The organism is Acinetobacter sp. WCHAc010034, from assembly GCF_001696615.3.
Classification (GTDB): domain Bacteria; phylum Pseudomonadota; class Gammaproteobacteria; order Pseudomonadales; family Moraxellaceae; genus Acinetobacter.
Genome location: NZ_CP032279.1, coordinates 417,918 through 436,549 on the forward strand (window position 1 = coordinate 417,918; position 18,632 = coordinate 436,549).

At 50.1% G+C, this 18,632-nt stretch carries 19 protein-coding genes; 9 read left to right on the plus strand and 10 right to left on the minus strand.

The window, feature by feature from the left end; translation table 11 throughout:
* Positions 1-2 precede the first annotated feature (2 nt).
* The 5 genes from BEN74_RS03345 (at position 3) to dnaB (ending at position 3,669) form a co-directional block, all read left to right on the plus strand.
* On the plus strand, positions 3-746 hold the full coding sequence (locus BEN74_RS03345; protein WP_068912492.1) for a DUF3142 domain-containing protein: 744 nt from the start codon (positions 3-5) through the stop codon (positions 744-746).
* A 177-nt stretch (positions 747-923) separates the two neighbouring features.
* The gene (gene rpsF, locus BEN74_RS03350) at positions 924-1,310 is read left to right on the plus strand and encodes a 30S ribosomal protein S6 (protein ID WP_068912489.1); all 387 of its coding nucleotides are present in this window, start codon (positions 924-926) and stop codon (positions 1,308-1,310) included.
* An 11-nt stretch (positions 1,311-1,321) separates the two neighbouring features.
* Complete coding sequence (gene rpsR, locus BEN74_RS03355; protein WP_004278792.1) at positions 1,322-1,549, plus strand: 30S ribosomal protein S18; 228 nt, start codon at positions 1,322-1,324, stop codon at positions 1,547-1,549.
* Between the two features lie 9 nt (positions 1,550-1,558).
* Positions 1,559-2,005 carry a 50S ribosomal protein L9 gene (gene rplI / locus BEN74_RS03360; RefSeq protein WP_068912487.1) on the plus strand — a complete coding sequence of 149 codons (447 nt, stop codon included), beginning with the start codon at positions 1,559-1,561 and terminating at the stop codon, positions 2,003-2,005.
* Positions 2,006-2,238: 233 nt separating this feature from the next.
* On the plus strand, positions 2,239-3,669 hold the full coding sequence (gene dnaB, locus BEN74_RS03365; RefSeq protein WP_068912484.1) for a replicative DNA helicase: 1,431 nt from the start codon (positions 2,239-2,241) through the stop codon (positions 3,667-3,669).
* A gap of 32 nt (positions 3,670-3,701) precedes the next feature.
* Here dnaB and BEN74_RS03370 read toward each other — a convergent pair whose 3' ends face one another.
* Positions 3,702-4,352 (minus strand): hypothetical protein, encoded by a 651-nt coding sequence (locus BEN74_RS03370; RefSeq protein ID WP_228200387.1) that lies wholly within the window; start codon positions 4,350-4,352, stop codon positions 3,702-3,704.
* A 129-nt stretch (positions 4,353-4,481) separates the two neighbouring features.
* A complete protein-coding gene (locus BEN74_RS03375) occupies positions 4,482-4,892 on the minus strand; it encodes a DUF4259 domain-containing protein (protein WP_068912479.1) in 411 nt (136 codons plus the stop codon).
* Positions 4,893-5,201: 309 nt separating this feature from the next.
* On the opposite strand from BEN74_RS03375, the gene alr reads away from it, so the two are divergent.
* Entirely contained in the window at positions 5,202-6,275 is a 1,074-nt protein-coding gene (gene alr / locus BEN74_RS03380; RefSeq protein ID WP_068912477.1) for an alanine racemase, read from the plus strand.
* Positions 6,276-6,353: 78 nt separating this feature from the next.
* Here alr and BEN74_RS03385 read toward each other — a convergent pair whose 3' ends face one another.
* Genes BEN74_RS03385 through BEN74_RS03400 form a run of 4 tightly spaced genes read right to left on the minus strand, consistent with a single transcriptional unit; the run spans position 6,354 to position 9,989 of the window.
* Positions 6,354-7,088, minus strand: a complete 735-nt coding sequence (locus BEN74_RS03385) for a proteasome-type protease (RefSeq protein WP_068912475.1) — start codon at positions 7,086-7,088, stop codon at positions 6,354-6,356.
* A gap of 15 nt (positions 7,089-7,103) precedes the next feature.
* On the minus strand, positions 7,104-7,883 hold the full coding sequence (locus BEN74_RS03390) for a transglutaminase family protein (protein WP_068912473.1): 780 nt from the start codon (positions 7,881-7,883) through the stop codon (positions 7,104-7,106).
* A complete protein-coding gene (locus BEN74_RS03395) occupies positions 7,880-8,482 on the minus strand; it encodes an alpha-E domain-containing protein (protein WP_068912470.1) in 603 nt (200 codons plus the stop codon). The genes BEN74_RS03390 and BEN74_RS03395 overlap by 4 nt, the downstream gene beginning before the upstream one ends.
* A gap of 22 nt (positions 8,483-8,504) precedes the next feature.
* Positions 8,505-9,989, minus strand: coding sequence for a circularly permuted type 2 ATP-grasp protein (locus BEN74_RS03400; protein ID WP_228200415.1), 1,485 nt, complete (start codon positions 9,987-9,989; stop codon positions 8,505-8,507).
* 297 nt (positions 9,990-10,286) lie between these two features.
* On the opposite strand from BEN74_RS03400, the gene BEN74_RS03405 reads away from it, so the two are divergent.
* Both BEN74_RS03405 and BEN74_RS03410 read left to right on the plus strand, forming a co-directional pair.
* Entirely contained in the window at positions 10,287-11,288 is a 1,002-nt protein-coding gene (locus BEN74_RS03405) for a helix-turn-helix transcriptional regulator (protein ID WP_068912465.1), read from the plus strand.
* 484 nt (positions 11,289-11,772) lie between these two features.
* Positions 11,773-13,443: an FMN-binding glutamate synthase family protein gene (locus BEN74_RS03410; protein ID WP_068912462.1), complete on the plus strand. Its 1,671-nt coding sequence runs from the start codon at positions 11,773-11,775 to the stop codon at positions 13,441-13,443.
* A 111-nt stretch (positions 13,444-13,554) separates the two neighbouring features.
* On the opposite strand, the gene BEN74_RS03415 is transcribed toward BEN74_RS03410, so the two are convergent.
* From BEN74_RS03415 to BEN74_RS03430, 4 genes are read right to left on the minus strand one after another with little or no spacing between them, the layout of a single operon-like run.
* Positions 13,555-14,592, minus strand: a complete 1,038-nt coding sequence (locus BEN74_RS03415) for an alpha/beta hydrolase (RefSeq protein ID WP_068912460.1) — start codon at positions 14,590-14,592, stop codon at positions 13,555-13,557.
* Positions 14,592-15,725, minus strand: a complete 1,134-nt coding sequence (locus BEN74_RS03420; protein ID WP_068912457.1) for a YdcF family protein — start codon at positions 15,723-15,725, stop codon at positions 14,592-14,594. The genes BEN74_RS03415 and BEN74_RS03420 overlap by 1 nt, the downstream gene beginning before the upstream one ends.
* Positions 15,726-15,747: 22 nt before the next feature.
* Entirely contained in the window at positions 15,748-16,782 is a 1,035-nt protein-coding gene (gene murB / locus BEN74_RS03425) for a UDP-N-acetylmuramate dehydrogenase (protein ID WP_068912455.1), read from the minus strand.
* A 10-nt stretch (positions 16,783-16,792) separates the two neighbouring features.
* Complete coding sequence (locus tag BEN74_RS03430) at positions 16,793-17,302, minus strand: low molecular weight protein-tyrosine-phosphatase (protein WP_068912452.1); 510 nt, start codon at positions 17,300-17,302, stop codon at positions 16,793-16,795.
* A 118-nt stretch (positions 17,303-17,420) separates the two neighbouring features.
* On the opposite strand from BEN74_RS03430, the gene BEN74_RS03435 reads away from it, so the two are divergent.
* Complete coding sequence (locus BEN74_RS03435; RefSeq protein ID WP_068912449.1) at positions 17,421-18,581, plus strand: iron-containing alcohol dehydrogenase; 1,161 nt, start codon at positions 17,421-17,423, stop codon at positions 18,579-18,581.
* Positions 18,582-18,632 lie beyond the last annotated feature (51 nt).

The window sequence follows — 18,632 nt, forward strand, 5'->3', positions numbered from 1 at the left end:
CGATGCTGAAGCGCTTCCATGCAGTCTGCAGCTTTATCGCCTTAAGCCTGTGCCTTTGGGCCTGCACGCCAAATCAGTCCGCTTCATCCTCCACGGTAGACGCCAGCCTATACGACAGTTTCTGGATTTGGGGCAATATTTCCTCTGCGCCTTACCTCAGCCAAGCCAAGGAAATTTATGTTCTGCAGGGCGAAGTCCGCCTGAATAAAAGCGCGCAGCAGCCTGTGCTAATCCCGCAGGGCGTCGCGGTGCTGAAAGTGCCGCATCAGAAAGTTTGGCTGGTGTACCGCAATCACCTGCTGAATTGGCGGCCGGAAGAAATACAGCTTATTGCGCAGCGGATTCAGCAATGGGAACAGGCCGGCAATCAGGTTCAAGGCATTCAGATAGATTTTGACAGCCCGACCAAAGATATTCGAAGCTATGCGCTGTTTTTAGAAAAACTGCGCGCGGCTTTGCCTCAGAAATACCGGCTCAGCATTACCGGCCTGCTGGACTGGGGCAATATTCAGGATCAGCAGGCGCTGCATCTGCTGCGGGAAAATATTGATGAACTGGTGGTTCAGAGCTATCAAGGTTCAGCAACTATTCAGAACTACCAAAGCTATTTAAAGAAAGTATCCAAACTGCAGCTTCCCTATAAAATCGGGATTGTGCAGCATGGGGAATGGAACCCCGAACTCAATTTCACGGCCGATCCGAACTTTAAAGGCTATGTGGTTTTTCTGCTGCGCAGCGCCCCCTAAAGCAGCCCGCTTTCAGCAATTGCCTAAAATAATTAGGGCTTTTTGAACGCATGCCTTGTATTCCAAGGCCAAACGCTCTAGAATTCAGGCTTCGCAAATTTTGCGGCACAACTTCGGTTGTGACTCCTTGCTTCAGACAATTGCGTCTGGGGCTGTATAATCCGTAAGGAGCTGACAATGCGTCATTACGAAATCGTACTTTTAGTACACCCTGATCAAAGCGATCAAGTGGTTGGTATGGTAGAACGCTATATCTCTCACATCAAAGATGCTGAAGGTCAAATTCACCGTTTAGAAGATTGGGGCCGCCGCCAACTGGCTTACCCGATTAACAAAATTCATAAAGCGCACTACATTTTAATGAATATTGAATGTGGTCAAACTACGCTTGATGAGCTTGAAGAATTGTTCCGCTACAACGATGCAATCATTCGCAGCTTAATCATCCGTCGTGAAAACGCTATCACTGAAGAGTCTTTACTGGCTAAGAGTGCTGAAGAAAAACGCGCGCGTAAAGCACAGCGTGAAGAAGCACAACAAGCTCAAGACTCTGCTGAAGCATAAGGAGAACATCAATGGCACGTTTTTACCGTCGTCGCAAGTTCTGCCGCTTTACAGCTGAGAACGTTACGTACATCGACTACAAAGATATCGACACTTTAAAACAGTACATCACTGAAAACGGCAAGATTGTTCCTAGCCGTATTACAGGTACTAAAGCTCGTTACCAACGTCAATTAGCGCTTGCTATCAAACAAGCTCGCTACTTGTCTTTGATCCCTTACACTGACAATCATAAGTGAGGTTGAGCTGTGGATATTATCTTATTACAACGCATTAAAAACCTTGGCAAACTAGGTGATAAAGTTTCAGTTAAAGCTGGTTACGGCCGCAACTACCTTATCCCTCAAGGTCAAGCAGTAGCAGCGACTGAAGCTAACACTGCTGCTTTTGAAGCTCGCCGCGCTGAACTTGAGAAAGCTGAAGCTGACGTTTTAGCTGCTGCTCAAGCACGTGCTGACCAATTAGACGAAGTTAACATCGTAATCACTGCGAAAGCTGGTGACGAAGGTAAACTGTTCGGTTCTATCGGTACTCGTGACATCGCTGACGCGTTAACTAATGCTGGTCTTGCTGTAGACCGCGCAGAAGTTCGTTTGCCAAATGGCGCTCTGCGTCACACTGGCGAATTCAACATCGCAATCCAATTGCATCATGATGTTGCTGCTGAAGTTCTCGTTACTATCGTATCTGAGTAATTTCCTGCAGAAAAAAGGGCATGCTTCGGCATGCTCTTTTTTTATCCTTAAAATTTGCACCGCCGCACGTGCGCAGGCATATTCAAATTTTGGCGCCATGCCGGTTCAATGGAAATTTCAATTCGCAATATTCAGCAGAGCAGGTATCATTTCCTTAGCCATAACGGTTGAAATTACGCTTCCATACCCCATTTTCATTTAAGCATTGACTGTATTCAAAATCAGGGTTTTATATGTCACAGGCGAATGCCAGCACCAAAGCAGAAACAAAGAACAGCGAATCTGGCCAGCTTAAAGAGTTCCGCACGCCGCCGCACAACCTTGCAATTGAGCAGGCTGTACTGGCTGCCTTGATGACTGTTGCAGAATCGTTTGAGCAAGTGGGCGATGTGCTGACCGAAAGTGACTTTTATGCAACACGGCATAAATATATCTTCCGCGCAATTGACCAGCTGTCTAAAGAAAGCTCGCCTTATGATGCAGTTCTGGTGCATGACTGGCTGACCAAGCAAAACCTGCTGGACGCCATTGGCGGTGAGGAATACCTCATGCAGCTGATGTCTGACTCCCCTTCCAGTTTCTACAACCTGGAAACCTACGCCAATAAAATTAAAGAATTCTCGACTTTAAGAAGCATGATTAAAGTCAGCTCTGAGATTCTGCAAAACGCTTACGACACCAAAGGCCGCAGTGTCAGCGAAATTTTAGATTTGGCCGAAACCAATATCTTCTCCATTGCCGAACAGCACAATAATAACGCCAAGGCTCAAGGCCCAAAGCCGATTAATGCAGTCGTGGCGGATGTTTTTGACAAGCTGAATGAACTGTCGCAAATGGAAGGCAGCATTACCGGCTTAACCACCGGCTTTTTGGAGCTGGACAACAAGACTTCAGGCATGCAGGCCGGCGACTTGATTATTGTTGCAGCCCGACCTTCCATGGGTAAAACCACGTTTGCCATGAATCTGGTCGAAAGCGTTTTATTCAACAATAATTTGCCTGCGCTGGTGTATTCCATGGAAATGCCTGCCGACTCCATCGCCATGCGTCTGATTTCATCCTTTGGCCGCGTGCATCAGGGCCATTTGCGCGCTGGTAAAATGGATGCGGATGAATGGTCGAAAGTGACCAGCACCATTGTGCATCTGCAGGAAAAAAACCTGTATATTGATGATTCATCTGCGCTGCCGCCGACTGAATTGCGCTCCCGCGCACGCCGAATTGCAAAAATGCATGGAGGCAAGCTCGGCTGCATCATGGTCGACTATCTGCAGCTGATGAAAGTTCCGGGCATGGGCGACAACCGTGTCGGCGAGATCTCGGAAATTTCGCGCAGCTTAAAAGCCTTGGCTAAAGAAATGCACTGCCCTGTGATTGCGCTGTCGCAGCTGAACCGGGCGCTGGAAAACCGCCCGAATAAGCGTCCTGTAATGTCGGATTTGCGTGAATCCGGCGCGATTGAGCAGGATGCCGACTTGATTATGTTTATTTACCGGGATGAAGTTTACAACAAGGAATCCAAAGAAGCCGGCACTGCAGAAATCATTATCGGCAAGCAGCGTAACGGCCCGATCGGCACGGTGCGCCTCGCTTTTGAAGGCCAATACACCAAATTCAGCAACCTCTCACCTGAGTTTTATGCTCAGTATGATGATGAAGAGTAAAACTTAAAATTCGATTACTGTGAAACTGTGGCTTATAACCAAAACTTAAGCCACTTGATCAGCCTTTCCCACATACTTTTGAACACTGCTCGCACATGATCATTATCTTCAACAGATGATGCTGGGAAAGCTTCTCTGAGTTTTTTACAGGTTGGATATTGTTTTTGGATTTTGGCTAAATAATATTTTTGGTCATGCTCAATAAAACCATCCAAGATGTCTACCGTTTCATTATTCCTGTGCATACAATTCGATGTTTGTTTATTCCAAGCTAAAAATGGCGCTATAGACTTGGAAATGCTTACTCGATCATTTTCACAATTTAATTTCGCAAATGAAACTATTTGATATTCGTCAGCATTGTTTCCATCTGGCGCATAGGCCAAGCCAATAATGATTTGCTCTTTTGGAATATGTTGAATTGCAAATGAACTGTGCCATTGTGTAGATTTTGTATATCGAAATTCATCTATAGTTGATCTAAAAATAAATTTTTCAGCACTTAACTCAACTTTAAAGTGGGTCATATTCGCCTGATTTGCTGTTACCGTTTGATATCGAGCAATAAAAACATCTTGTGGCGTATGTGGTGCACACGCAAAACTCTGTTCTATCGAAAATGAGAGTACCATAGAAAAATAAAGAAATTTTCGAACAAAAAGGTAGTCAGATTTAATTTTCAAAATTTAATTTCTCAATGGAATACTTTTCATCTGATATCAACATGCAAATATAAGGAAGTTATTGAATCTAAATTATTTTCTAAAACATCTTAACTATTTTATAAACTCAATAACTTACCTTTTTAAATGTTATTTCGCTAACGCAGTTTTTAAAGCTGCAATATTTGCACGCCAATCATCATAATACTCAGTTTCACCCCAAAGCTCATTTAACTCTGAATCATCACTTAAAACCAAATCTAAAGCTGTTCTAGCTTTTTCTAACAATTCTGGTGAAGGCTCAATTTTTACTGTATTTACCCATTCATCAATTTGAGCGGTATAGGCATCTACCTGAGTTCCTTTACCCAATAATTTTGCGATAACTTCAACTGCAGCAATGATAACTGAAGCGTCATCAGCTTCAAGATACTCGTCTTTATTTTCTATAGCAGACTCAAAAACTTTTGCGAGTACTGCATCATCCTGTACATTTTCTAATTCGTAGACCCAATCAGCTGCGTCATCATTTCCAAATGGTTCGTGTGACCAAACACCCATAATCCTGCCTCTTTCTTTATAGTCAATTTTCAATATGATAAATGATCATACACAACAATTTGCTAGCTTCATCGTCTAAATTTATGTCAGTTGTTACAACATTTTAAGTATTTATAAATGCTTATTTTATTTTCCCGATTTATTTACAAATATTGATGAAAAACACAAATGCGCATGTCTATTTAGATTTGATAGGTCTACAATATTGCTTGATTTAAAGCGCCGCATATAGCAATAGCTGTGAATCAAACCGATATCTTGTACCAAATGGTACAAATCTCTATTTGTCATTCCCAAGGAGTAACAAGGGTGCGTCAAGCAACAGTTTATATTGATCAAGAAGCGCTTCAATATAATTTAAACCGTGTCAGAGAACTTGCCCCGGCCGCTAAAATCGTCAGCATGGTCAAAGCCAATGCTTACGGGCACGGCGTTAAAGACTGCTTAGCCGCCTTGAAAGATACCGATGCCTTTGGCGTTGCCTGTTTAGAAGAAGCCCTTGAAATCCGTGAACTCGGCTATAAGCAGCCAATCACCTTGATTGAAGGCGTTTTCTCTGCAGATGAAATGCAGGCAGCTGTCGCCAATGGCCTTGAATGCCTTGTGCATCACCAGCCGCAGCTGGACTGGCTGCGCGCGCACAAAGACGCTTATATCGCTAAAGGGCTGAAAGTCTGGGTCAAACTGAACAGTGGCATGAACCGCTTAGGCTTTAAAGTTCCTGAAATTATTGCTGTCATCAACTCGCTGAAAGCGGAAGGCTTTAGCTGCGTACTGGCCATGCACTTTGCCAATGCCGATGCGGACAGCCATCCGTTAAATGAGCAGCAGCGCGCGCAGTTCCTGCAGGTCAAAGAAGCCTGCGCGCCTGTGCTGGGCTCCTGCTGCAACTCCGCCGCCATCTGCAAATGGCCTGAGCTGAACTTTGATTTTGTCCGCCCGGGCATTATGCTGTACGGCGCTTCTCCATTTGCCGATAAAACCGTGCAGGACTTGGGCCTTAAGCCCGTCATGACCTTCACTGCCGAAATTATCGCGCTGAATTCCATTCAAGCTGGCGAAGCCGTCGGCTACGGCTCAACTTTTGTGGCCGATCAGGACATGGATCTGGCGATTGTTTCAATTGGCTATGGCGACGGCTACCCGCGTGCTTTCCTCAAGCAGAATTATGTTGCCGTCAATGGCCAGCAGGCCCGCGTGATTGGCCGCGTTGCAATGGACATGATTGCCATTGATGTTAGCGGCATGACAGCGCCTATTGGCACAGAAGTTGAACTCTGGGGCAATAGCCGCCTGGTTGATGATGTGGCAGAAGCCAACGGCACCATCGGCTATGAACTGCTGTGCCGCCTCAGCGGCCGTCCTGTGCGCAAGCTGCGGTAAAATTCCAGCTGCAGATTGCTCCATGCTAAAGAAAGCCCAAATCTGTTTGGGCTTTCTTATGCCTTCAAGTTCTGCAGGCTACTCAAAATAATCAATGGTAGGCACCGGCAGTTCCTGCAAGCCGCGCTTCAGCATGGCCGACCACTGCTTGCTGATGCTGGAAAAATACGGATCTTCCTCATAAATCCGCTTGCCTATAGGAATCTTCAGGCTGTCTTTATGATAGACTAAAGCATCTAAAGGCATGCCAACCGACACATTCGACCTTAAAGTCGAATCAAAGGAAATCAGGCTGCAGCGCAGGGCCTCATCCATCGGCATATCATAATGCAGCGCGCGGTCTAAAATCGGCTTGCCGTATTTGCTTTCGCCAATCTGAAAATACGGCGTATCTGAAGTTGCGCAGATGAAATTGCCCTGCGGATAGATATTGTACAGCTGCATTTCCGCATTCTGAATCTGCCCGCCCACCAGCAGGCTGCAGAAATAATTGCTCTGCTCGGCAGTATCCGAAGTTACATCCGCAATGACTTTTTTGAGCGTATGGCCAACCAGCTCCGCAACTTCAAACATGGTGTTCAGGCTGTGCAAGTTCGGCTCCTGCCTGGTTTCCAGCTGATTCTGCAGATGGCCGATTACCGCCTGAGTGGTTGCCAGATTGCCGGACGTCTGGATCACAATCAGCCTTTCGCCGGGCACGCCGAATGTATGCAGTTTGCGGAAAACGGAAATATGGTCTACCCCAGCATTGGTTCTGGTGTCGCTGATGAACACCATGCCGTCCTTTAACCGCAATGCGCAGCAATAAGTCATGTCCTATCCTTTTTTCTAACAGCTGAGTACCTGAACAATCGAGTTCATTGACTCAACGCCTCCTTTTTCGCGCACGCCGCGCATCGGTGCAACATCCCAGTAGTCGCGCCCGACCGCCACATAAATATGCGAATCCGGCGCAAAGCGCTGGTTGCTGATATCAAAACAATACCATGCATTGTCTAAAAATACTTCAGCCCAGGCATGACTGGCCAGATGCAAAGCCTGCGGCGCAAACAGGTAGCCTGACACATAGCGCGCAGGCAGGCCCAGATACCTGCACATGGCAATGAATACATGGCTATGGTCTTGGCATACGCCCTGGCGGCAGCTGAATGCGTCAATTGCTGAGGTATGGACTGAAGTCTGGTGCGGCGCATAAGGAATATGCTGCAGCACCGCTTCAGCAAGCCGGATTAAGTGCTCGCGGTTCAGCAGCGGCGCATAGCCCAGCGCAAAGCGCTTCATTTCTGCACTGCACAGGGTGCTGGGCGTCGGCTGCAGAAACAGATGCGGATTCAGCGGCAGCAAGGCGCCGTGCCGGCTGTGCGGATTCACCTCTACCACGCCCTGCGCCATAATGGTCATCTGCAGATAAGGCTCGCGCTGCGCGCTGGTCAGCCAGACATTGCTGAATGCATCCATCTGGGCGCTTTGCTGGCCCGGCACGCTGATGTCCCAATAATGCACCTGCTGATGCGAATTGCTGGAAGGCTGCATCTTAATATACTGAATGCTGCTCTGCACCGGCGCGGTATAGGCATAGTGCGTTTGATGATTCACCATGAGTTTCATGCGCCGGCCTCGAACAGGGTTTGTATATGATCGCTGAAATGGTAAAACTGCGTGCTGCCGGGCTGCGCTTGCAGCTGATGCCAAGCTTCGTTCAGCCCGCTCCAGCCGATACCGGCAAGCGCGGCGGCGATGCGGCTTATTTTCTGCAGCGTCAGGCTTGCATCCTGATGCAGGCGCAATTGGCGGTCTAAGTCTTCAATGCACTGCCCCAGGCTGAAAAACAGGAAAACGTCTTCAGATTCGGCCTCCAGCGCCTCCTGGCATTCCGCGGCCACATCGCAAATATAACCGGTGTTTTCATTGGCATTGCGGATCAGCTGATTCAGTTCCGCATAGGCCTGCGCGGACAGCACCCCGCGCAAATCCAGAATATTATTCTGCGCATACTGAAACTGCGACGCGAATGAAGCCGGATGCTGCGGATCGGCAGCCAGCTCATTTAATGAATCGGCATCGAATGCCGGCAGGCAGAATGCATGCGCATAACTGCGGGCTGCCTCATTGTCCTGAAATGGAAACAGGCTGCACAGGTACTGCGTGCGCGTTAAATAGCGCCCCAGCCAAAAAATATGCTCAGCATTGCTGTTCAATAAAATCATGTTCCGCTCCTTGCATGGAGTTCTAAGAATGCAAACTGTCGATGATCCAAGTGTCTTTAATGCCGCCGCCCTGCGATGAATTCACCACCAGCGAGCCGGCCTGCATCGCGACCCGGGTTAATCCGCCCGGCACAATTTCAGTGCGGTAAGGCGAACTGAGGACAAAAGGCCTTAAATCAATATGGCGTTCGGCCGTGCCAGAACCGGTTAAAGTCGGGCAAACCGACAAGCCCAACGTCGGCTGCGCAATATACAGATGCGGCGCAGCCAGCACTTTCGCTTTAAATTCATCAATCTGGCGCTTTGAAGCCTGCGGGCCAATCAGCATGCCGTAGCCGCCGGAACCCTGCGCCTCTTTCACCACCAGCTGTTCAATATTGGCCATGACATAATCCAGATCGCGCTGTTCCCGGCATTGATAGGTCGGCACATTGTTTAAAACCGGCTGCTCACCTAAATAAAACTGGATCATTTTATCCACATAAGGATAAATGGATTTGTCATCGGCAACGCCCGTACCCGGCGCATTGGCAAGCGCCACATTGCGCCGCAGATAGGCCGACATCAGCCCCGGTACGCCCAAAGCGCTGTCAGGATTGAAGCACAGCGGGTCAAGATAGGCGTCATCTACCCTCCGGTAAATTACATCAACTTGCTGGCGCCCCCGGACAGTTTTCACATAAACCTTATCGTTCTCTACAAAAAGGTCACGCGATGTCACTAAGGGCACATCCATTTCCCTTGCAAGGAAAGCGTGCTCATAATATGCGCTGTTGTAGCGCCCCGGCGTCAGCACCACAATAAATGGATGATCCGCATCGGAATTTTCAGCCAGAATTTCCTTCAGCAGCTGCGGATACTGCTCAATGGCTAAAATACTGCTCTGACTGCACAGATCCGGCATCAGCTTCCGGCTGATTTTGCGGCTTTCCAGCATGTAAGAGACGCCGGACGGCGTTCTAAGGTTGTCTTCCAGCACATAGAATTCGCCCTGACGGCCGCGGATAATATCAATCCCGCTGATTTGGCTGTAAATCTGGCCTTTTAAGTCATGCTGATGCATATGCGGCTGAAAAGCTTCATGCGTTAAGACCTGCAGCTCAGGCACAATGCCTGCCTGCAGAATTTCCTGCTGATGATAAATGTCATGCAGAAACAGGTTCAATGCGCGTACCCGCTGCGCGCAGCCGGCAGCCACGGTATCCCACTGCTTCTTTGCCATCACCCGCGGAATCAGGTCATAAGGAATGGTGCGCGCTGTGCCGGCGGCATCGCCGTATACGCTAAAGGTAATGCCCTCATACAGGAAATGCGCTTCCGCCAGCTGATTCAGCGCGTTCAGCTCATCCAGATGATGCTGTGAAAGCCACTGTTCAATGCGTTCGCAGGCTTCGCCGGAAATGGCGCGGTCATCGCGCAGCTCATTAAAAAACTGCGAGTTCAGATGCGCAAAAAGCCCATGCGCTTTTGCTGATGCTGCCGGATTTAATGCGAAATCGGCCCCCATATTGCCCGCATCAGCCTCCGCTGCAGCGCTGGAAGTTGTATCTTGATTTTCTTTCAGCATACAAACCTCATTCGTTATAATCTATTGTAAATAAATTAAAGCAATTAGCATGCCATTGAATTCAAGCGGTGCGCCGGCCATTTATTCATCAAATCAGGGCGCTGCCCAAGCGCAATGGCCGGCCTAGCCCGAGCAAAATATCGCGCGGAATGCAGCGGAAACACTTGCGAAAAATACAGAGATTTCTTATTGTGTTTATCGCTTTATTTCAAATTACTTAAGACTGTTTCAGCCATTATGTCCTCACAAGAAAAAGAAACCTCAAATAGCCTCTACCGCCAGTGGCAAATCCTGTCCCGCCTCTCTGCAGGAAAGTGGATGGGTACGCGTGAACTGCAGGAAATTTTAGTGCGTGAAGGCATTGATATCAGCCTGCGCACCATTCAGCGCGATTTGAATCAAATCTCCCAGCGCTTTCCGATTGAGAGCAGCAAAACCTCGCCGCAGGGCTGGCGGTGGCGTTCCGATGCCCCGATTCAAAGCCTGCCGCATATGACCAGCTCGCAGGCAGTCACCTTCATGATGGTGGAAGAGCACCTTAAGCATTTGCTGCCGCCGAGCCTGATTGAAGAAATGAACCCGTGGTTTGATTTGGCGCGCCGCAGCCTGTCTACTCAGAATAATGTGCGCCAATGGATTAACCGCGTGCGCATTGTGCCTGCCACGCAGCCGCTGATTCCGCCGCTGGTGGAGAAAGCGTCACAGCAGGCGATCTACGAAGGCCTGCTGCAGGACAAGCAGCTGGAATGCGTTTATCAGGGCCTAGGCCCTGCAAGCGAAGAAAAAACCTATATTTTAAATCCGCTGGCTTTGGTGCAAAAAGGCGCCGTGATTTATCTGGTCTGCACCCGGCATGACAAAACCGACATTCAGACCTTTGCCCTGCACCGCTTTAAATCGGCAGCGGTGCTGAATTCGCGCGCGCTGCATCCGGTGAATTTTGACATTGACGCCTATATTGAATCCGGCGCGCTGGGCTTCAGGGTGGACTTCAGCAAGCCGACAGCGCATGTGCATTTGAAGCTGCTGATGAGTGATCAGGAAGCCTACTATTTTGAAGAAACCCAGCTCAGCAAAGACCAGCTGATTGAAAAGCAACAGGACGGCCTCAGCTGCGTGTCTGCAACTGTGCCCTTTACTTCGCAGCTGGTGTGGTGGCTGCGAAGTTTCGGCAAGCGCATTCAGCATATAGAGCCGGCTGAAGTTTCAAATGCTGTGCGCCAAATTGAAGAGTCCTAGCCTGCTGCAGCATCCGGCAAAAAATAAAAAGTCCCAGCGCTGCGGGACTTGAGAATTTCTTAGAATATTTTTGTGGTTATTTTCGCTGCGGGTTAAGCCTGATGCAGCATAAGCGCCTGTGCCTGCGCCGCCTGCTGCACGCCCGATGAGTCAGAACTGGATTCAGCGCATGCATCGGCAAGCCAAATCTGCAGTGTTGTAGCGGATGGATTTTTTAGTCATAAAATGCGCCTCTTGCTGTGAATGCAGATTCAATCTAAGCCATTTTCCGGCTGCTGTGAAAGCATAAGATCTGCAGGCTTTAGCTGATTTTATCTTTAGCGGTTTATTTGATTTCTTTATTCCGCGGCACTGCGCCGGCAGCATTCGGGCCTTAAGCGCTTGGAAAATTGCAGCATTCAGTTAACAGATTTCAGCCAGCGCTTCATTTTTAAGCATGGCGCATTTATAGTCTTAGCATCAGCGCTAAGGAAATCTATAAATAATGCCAGACTCAACACAAGCCATCCGCCATAAACTGCTGAACACTTTTTTTTCACGCCATTCCATTTGGCTGGCCTGCATTTTCATTGCGCTGCTGATTACGCTGTTCCATCTGGGCTATGAGCCGCGCTATATCCATTATTTCATGCCGGAAACCCTGCTGAACAGCATTTGGCTGATTACCGCGCTGCTCAGCCTTTTGGGGCTGTATGACCTGCTGCAGAACAGGCATGCCATTTTAAAAAACTACCCGATTATCGGCCATTTCCGCTTTATTTTTGAAGAATTCCGCCCCGAAATCCGGCAGTATTTTATTGAAGCCGATCAGGATGCCCTGCCATTTTCCCGCCAGCAGCGGAATTTGGTGTATCAGCGCGCAAAAAATGAAAATGCCGATAAGCCTTTTGGCTCCATTATTGATGTCTATCAGGAAGACTACCGCTTCATGACGCATTCGATAATGCCATGCAGGCCGGCCAATTCTGATTCTTTCCGCATTACAATCGGCAGCCGGCACTGCAGCCAGCCTTACAGCGCATCGATTTTCAACATTTCCGCCATGAGTTTTGGCAGCCTGAGCGCCAATGCCATCCGCGCCTTGAATAAGGGCGCGCAGCTGGGCAATTTTTACCATGATACCGGTGAAGGCAGCATCAGCCCCTACCACCTGGAAAATGGCGGCGATCTGGTCTGGGAGCTGGGCAGCGGCTATTTCGGCTGCCGCACGCTGGATGGCCAGTTTGACCCAGTGCGCTTTGCGGAGCAGGCGCAGCTTCCGCAAGTCAAAATGATTGAAATCAAGCTGTCGCAAGGCGCAAAACCCGGCCACGGCGGCATACTGCCTAAGCACAAAATTTCTGAGGAAATTGCGCAGATCCGCGGCATCAGCCGCGAGCATGACTGTGTTTCGCCTTCCAGCCATTCGGCGTTCAGCACCCCGCTGGAAATGATGCAGTTCATTCAGCAATTGCGTGAATTGTCTCAGGGCAAGCCCGTCGGCTTTAAATTGTGCATTGGACAGCCTTGGCAATTCATGAGCATTGTCAAGGCCATGCTGCAGAGCCAGATTGTTCCTGACTTTATTGTGGTGGATGGCGCTGAGGGCGGCACTGGGGCCGCGCCGCTTGAGCTGATCAACTATATGGGCACGCCCTTACGCGAAGGCCTGCTGTTTGTGCATAACACGCTGGTCGGCGCAGGGCTGCGGGATCAGATTAGAGTCGGCGCCAGCGGTAAAATCATCAGCGCCTTTGATATTGCCAGCACCATGGCGATTGGCGCAGACTGGGTCAATTCCGCGCGCGGCTTCATGTTTGCTGTCGGCTGCATTCAGGCGCAAAGCTGCCACACCAATCTGTGCCCTGTCGGCGTCGCCACGCAGGATCCTGACCGGCAGAAAGCCCTGCATGTGCCGTCCAAAGCGCTGCGCGTATTCAACTTCCATAAAAATACCCTACGCGGCTTGTCTGAACTGATTGCCGCTTCCGGCCTGTGCCATCCTGCGGATATCAAGGCGCATCATTTGGCGCAGCGCATTAATGACCGGGAAATTAAGAATTATGCGCAGCTGCACTTCTGGTTGAATCCCGGGGAGCTGCTGCACTGCGAAAATAAAGATGAGGAGAACTTTTACTTCCGCATGTGGAACTTAGCCTCTGCAGATAAGTTTTAAGCGTTATGAAGTTTATTTTACTCAAGAGCCTAGGAAGCTTCGCTGCGCAAAGCGGGGATTTTAAACGCCGGCTGGAGCGCTTATTATCCCTCTTAACTTACCCAGCAATCCTCAATAATAGCCCTTGCCGCCCTGCGCATGCAGAAAAGCGGGAATCAAGCCTGTCAAGGCAGCCCGGATATCGGCGCGCTCATTGATCAGCTGATGCGAACCTTCTTCCAGCATCAGCAGCGTCTGCAGGCGGAATTTGCGCCGTATGAACTCAATATTGTAGCGCCAGTCCACTGTCTGGTCCTGCGCGCCTTGCGCCAGCCATACAGGAATGCGGCACGCCGGGCGCTGCTCCATTTCCTGCATCCATTTCGACATGGCTAAAATCCAGTCCATGCCCATCATGCGGGGCTGCAGCGGATCTTTTAAGCGGATGAATCTTAAAAACTCCGGGTTGTGATTATTGCGCCTGAAATGGCGCGGCACTTCGCGCTTAATGCGCCGGATAATGCCCAGCCCGACCGAATTATGCCACCATGCAGATTTCGCAGGCCGGATGAGCGGCGACAGCAGCAGCACGCGCTCCACATAAGGGTCTTCACGGCGCTCCGCAAACTCCAGCAGGTGATGCAGCCAGATCGCGCCGCCGGTGCTCTGCCCAATGCCCAGCCACGGCCTTGGCAGCTGGCTGGCGTGGCGCACATACTGATGCACCGCATGCAGCACCTGCTGATAGTGGTCAAAATCCTGAATGCTGGCCGGCGAGCCGTTGCTCAGGCCATGCCCCGGCAAATCATAGGTCAAAACGCTGAAGCCCTGCTCCAGGATTTCCTGAATAATCGGCTGGTAAATGCCGCTGTGCTCTAAGTAGCCATGCAGCAGCACCACCGTGCCTTTGACTTTCTCCTGCGGCGGCAGCTTGGGCTGAAAAGCCTGCACGTGCAGCTTGAACAGCGGCATTTCAATAAAGCCCTGCCAGTGCTCGCAGTTTAAAGTGTCCAAACCATACAGCCGGCGGTAAGACTGAATTTCAATAGAAGGCGCATAAGGCCGGTTTAAATTCAGCTTTTCCAGCAGCTGCGGCGTAGTTTCACGGCTGGGAACAGGCAAATCCAGCTGCTTTAAAATCGCCGGATTTAAAAATGGAATATCAGCCATTAAGGCACCTCCCGGCATTCTGTGCCAAACCACATGTCGCGCATGGTGGCCAGCATTTCATAATTCGCGCGGCGGCTGTGATCATAATTTTTTTCACTTGGGCGCCAGCGCGTCAAACTGCTTGGCATCGGCGCTTCAACCGGAATGGTTTCAATGCCGTTCAGGGCAAACAGGCGCCGCGTGCGCGGCATATGGTAGCGGTCTGTAATTAAAATCACGGTTGGCGCGCCGCCTTTTTTCTGCAAAAGCAGCGAGCTGAACCGGGTGTTTTCGCAGGTATTCATGCTGCGGTCTTCCAGCAGTTTTGCATCTACGCCATGCTTTTTCAGCCAGCTTTGCATATAGGGCGCTTCCACGCCGCTCAGCACAATCGGCAAGTGGTACTGATTTTTGACCGCCAGCGTGGTTTCCAGGCGCAAGCGGGTGTAGTTATTCACCACAATATCCTTGCCGTTGTCTCCCAGCGTCAAGCCGCCGCCGAGAACAACAATGGCATAGGGTTCTGACTGCACGGCTTTCTTCGGCGGATTCTGCTGGTTCTGATCATGAATCAGGGCAATATCCTTAAAGATTTCTTCATCAACCGGTTCAGATGCCGGCTGCTCGGCTGGATGCGTATTCAGGAATTCAATGTACTGCGCCATCAGCTCTTTATTTTCTGAGCTGTTCAGCTCCAGCAGCGCTTTGACTTTCCGCGCCGGATCAGCCGCTTCACTGGCGGCAGCCTCCGAAGCCGGACTGGCCAGCAAAGGCACTGCAGGCCTTTCTTTTTCATCATTTTCTTTCTGCTGATCTTCTTCAATCAGCTGCTGCAGGGCTTTGTAGCGCGCCTGAATCAGGGTCAGGTTTTGCGAGTTTTTGCTTTGCATCGCATCCTCCATCACCTTTAAATAGGCTTGGCGCGCAATCCACATGTCTGAACCCGGCTCATAGCTGTCCTGATCATTCAGCGCGGCCTGCTTCTGGCTTTTGGCCGCCACTTCATTGACCTCAACCGGCACAAAATAATTCAGCCCTTTCACAATCAGCTGCGAGTAAAACGGCGTATAGATGAGCACCACCAGACAGGCGAACAGCGCAAACAGCACAGCGGCGACTTGCACTAAACGGACCATCCAGTATGTTTTTCTCATAAATTTTTACCCTGATGCAAGCTTAATCCTGATGCGGGCGCAGCAGCCCGTTTTCATCAAACAGTACCGGTTCCGGCTCTAAGGCGATATGAAACTTGTTAAATACATCCTGCTGCACAGCATGATACGCTGCCCGCACATGGTGCAGTGCCGCATTATCGTAATTGACTAAAACCAGCGCCTGCTTATGGAACATGCCGACCATCCCCAGTTTTTTGCCTTTCCAGCCGGCCTGATCAATCAGCCAGCCGGCAGCGATTTTAACCTGCTGGTTGGCCTGCGGATAATGGGGCAAATTGGGAAACTGCTGCGCAATTTGGTCAAATTCGCTTTGGCTTATTACCGGATTTTTAAAAAAGCTGCCGACATTCGGGTATTGCTTCGGGTCAGGCAGCTTGCTTTGGCGGATATGAATTACTTGATTCTGCAGGTTTTCAGCAGTTTGCTCATCGGCTACCGCGGCTTTCAGATCGCCGTAATTCAGCTTCAAGTCGGCATTTTTCAGCAGCCTGAAAGAAACGTGGGTAATAATGTAGCGGTTGGGATCATCTTTAAAAATGCTGTGGCGGTAGCTGAAATGACAGTCCGCCGCCACTATGCGCGCAAAAGCTTTCTCATAGCGGTCATACACATGCACCGCGTCTATGAACTCGCCGGCTTCCACGCCGTAAGCGCCAATATTCTGCACCGGCGAAGCGCCGACCAGCCCCGGAATCAAGGCTAAGTTCTGCAGGCCAAACAGGCCTTGCGCGGTCGTCCACAGCACAAAATCATGCCACGGCTGCCCTGCGCCGACGCGCACTGTCTGCGTCAGTTCATCTTCTGCAATATGCTCCGTGCCCTGAATATCCATGTGCAGCACTAAGGCATGCAGCTGTTCCGGCAGCAGCATATTGCTGCCTCCGGATAAAATCAGAACATTCAGCTGCTGCTGTTCGGCGTAATCCAGCGCCTCAAGCAAAGCGTCAACAGATTGAATTTTCACATAATGCGATGCAACAGCATTCAGATTCAGGGTATTAAAAGGCTTAAGCTGCACTTGGGTTTGAATATTCATGACTTAAACCTTATTGCTCCAACTGCTGTTTAAAAAGATTGACCCACGCCCGGCTGCTGGATTCACACTGGTTCAGCACCTGCTCAAAGCCGTCATGCCCGCCATAATAAGGGTCCGGCACTTCCCGCTGCGGATAGTCCGGATCATGCTGACTCATCAGGGAAATTTGCGCGCGGATTCGGGCTGCGCCGTATTCCTGCTGCGCATGACGCATCAGCTGCTGAATATTTTCCAGATTTTCATAATCCATCGCCAGAATCAGATCAACCTCAATAAAATCAAGCGTTCTCAGCTGGCGCGCGCGCAAGGCGGATAAGTCATAGCCGCGTTTTTGAGCATGCGCCTGACTGCGGCTGTCCGGCGCTTTATTCGGATGGTAATTGCTGGTTCCTGCGGAATCGACCACAACATTCAGGCTTGCTTCACCGCAAAAGTGTCTGAGTACAATCTCCGCCGTAGGCGACCGGCAAATATTGCCTAAACAGACACATAACACCTTGTATGGCGTTTTGGATGGCATAACAACCTCAATGCTAGTTTTATTTCAAGCATCTTATGTTAAGTTATTTGGAAGATGAATCCTATATCAAGACTCAAGAATAATGTTCATTTAGGTATAAAAAAATAAGGATAAGGCGATGAGTAATTTTCAGTTCCAAACCGTCAGCAATATTATTTCCGGCCTGGGTTCAATTCTTGAGCTGAAAAATTTACTCAATGATTTTTCCCCGCAGCGCGTGCTGCTGGTAACTGACCCCGGCATCATCCAGCAGCAGCTGCATTTGCCCATTTTAGAAATTTTCGAGTCGCAGCGTCAGGACTATGCCATCTATTCCAGCGTGCAGGCAGATCCGGCCGCGCATATTGTGCTGGACGCGCTGCAGTTTGCCCAGCAGCAACAGGCGGATTTGATTTTAGGCTTTGGCGGCGGCAGCTCGCTGGATGTCGCCAAAGTGCTTGCGGTTCTGGCGCATCCTGATCAGAAACAGCAGCTGCAGGATCTTTACGGCGCCGGCAATGCCAAGCGTCCGCGCCTGCCGTTAATTCTGGTGCCGACAACTGCCGGCACCGGCGCTGAAGTCACTCCGGTTGCCATTATCACCACAGGAAAAACTGTCAAAACCGGCATTGTATCGCCGGCGCTGTATGCTGACGCCGCGATTCTGGATGCATCGTTCACGCAGAACCTGCCTGCGCAGATTACCGCAGCCACAGGCATAGATGCGATGGTGCATGCCATAGAAGCCTACACCTCTAAAATCAAGAAAAACCCCTATGCCGACATGCTGGCCAAGCAGGCCTTGCGGCTGCTGAATAAAAACCTGCCATTGGTGCTGAAAGACGGCAGCGATCTGGAAGCGCGCCAGCACATGCTTGTCGGCTCCATGCTGGCGGGACAGGCTTTTGCCAATGCGCCCGTAGGCGCCGTGCATGCTTTGGCTTATCCCTTAGGCGGGCATTTTCACTTAGCGCATGGCCATAGCAATGCGCTGGTGCTGACTGAAGTCATGAAATTCAATGCGCCGGCTGCCAAGCAGCACTATGCCGAACTGATGCAGTGGCTGGACCCTTACAGCACAGGCTGTACGGACGGCCTGTGCGACCTGTTCATTGACCATATGCAGAACCATTTGCAGCACAGCGGCTTGACCCTGAAGCTGAATCAGCTTCAGGTGCCGGAAGATCAGCTCCCGGCGCTGGCGGATGACGCCATGCTGCAGACGCGGCTGCTGCAGAACAACCCGCGCGAGCTGACCCATGAACATGCCCTGCATATTTATCAGGCCATTTACGCCTAGCCGCGCAGCAATAAAATTAGACTTAACTGACCGGCATTACGCCGGATGCCG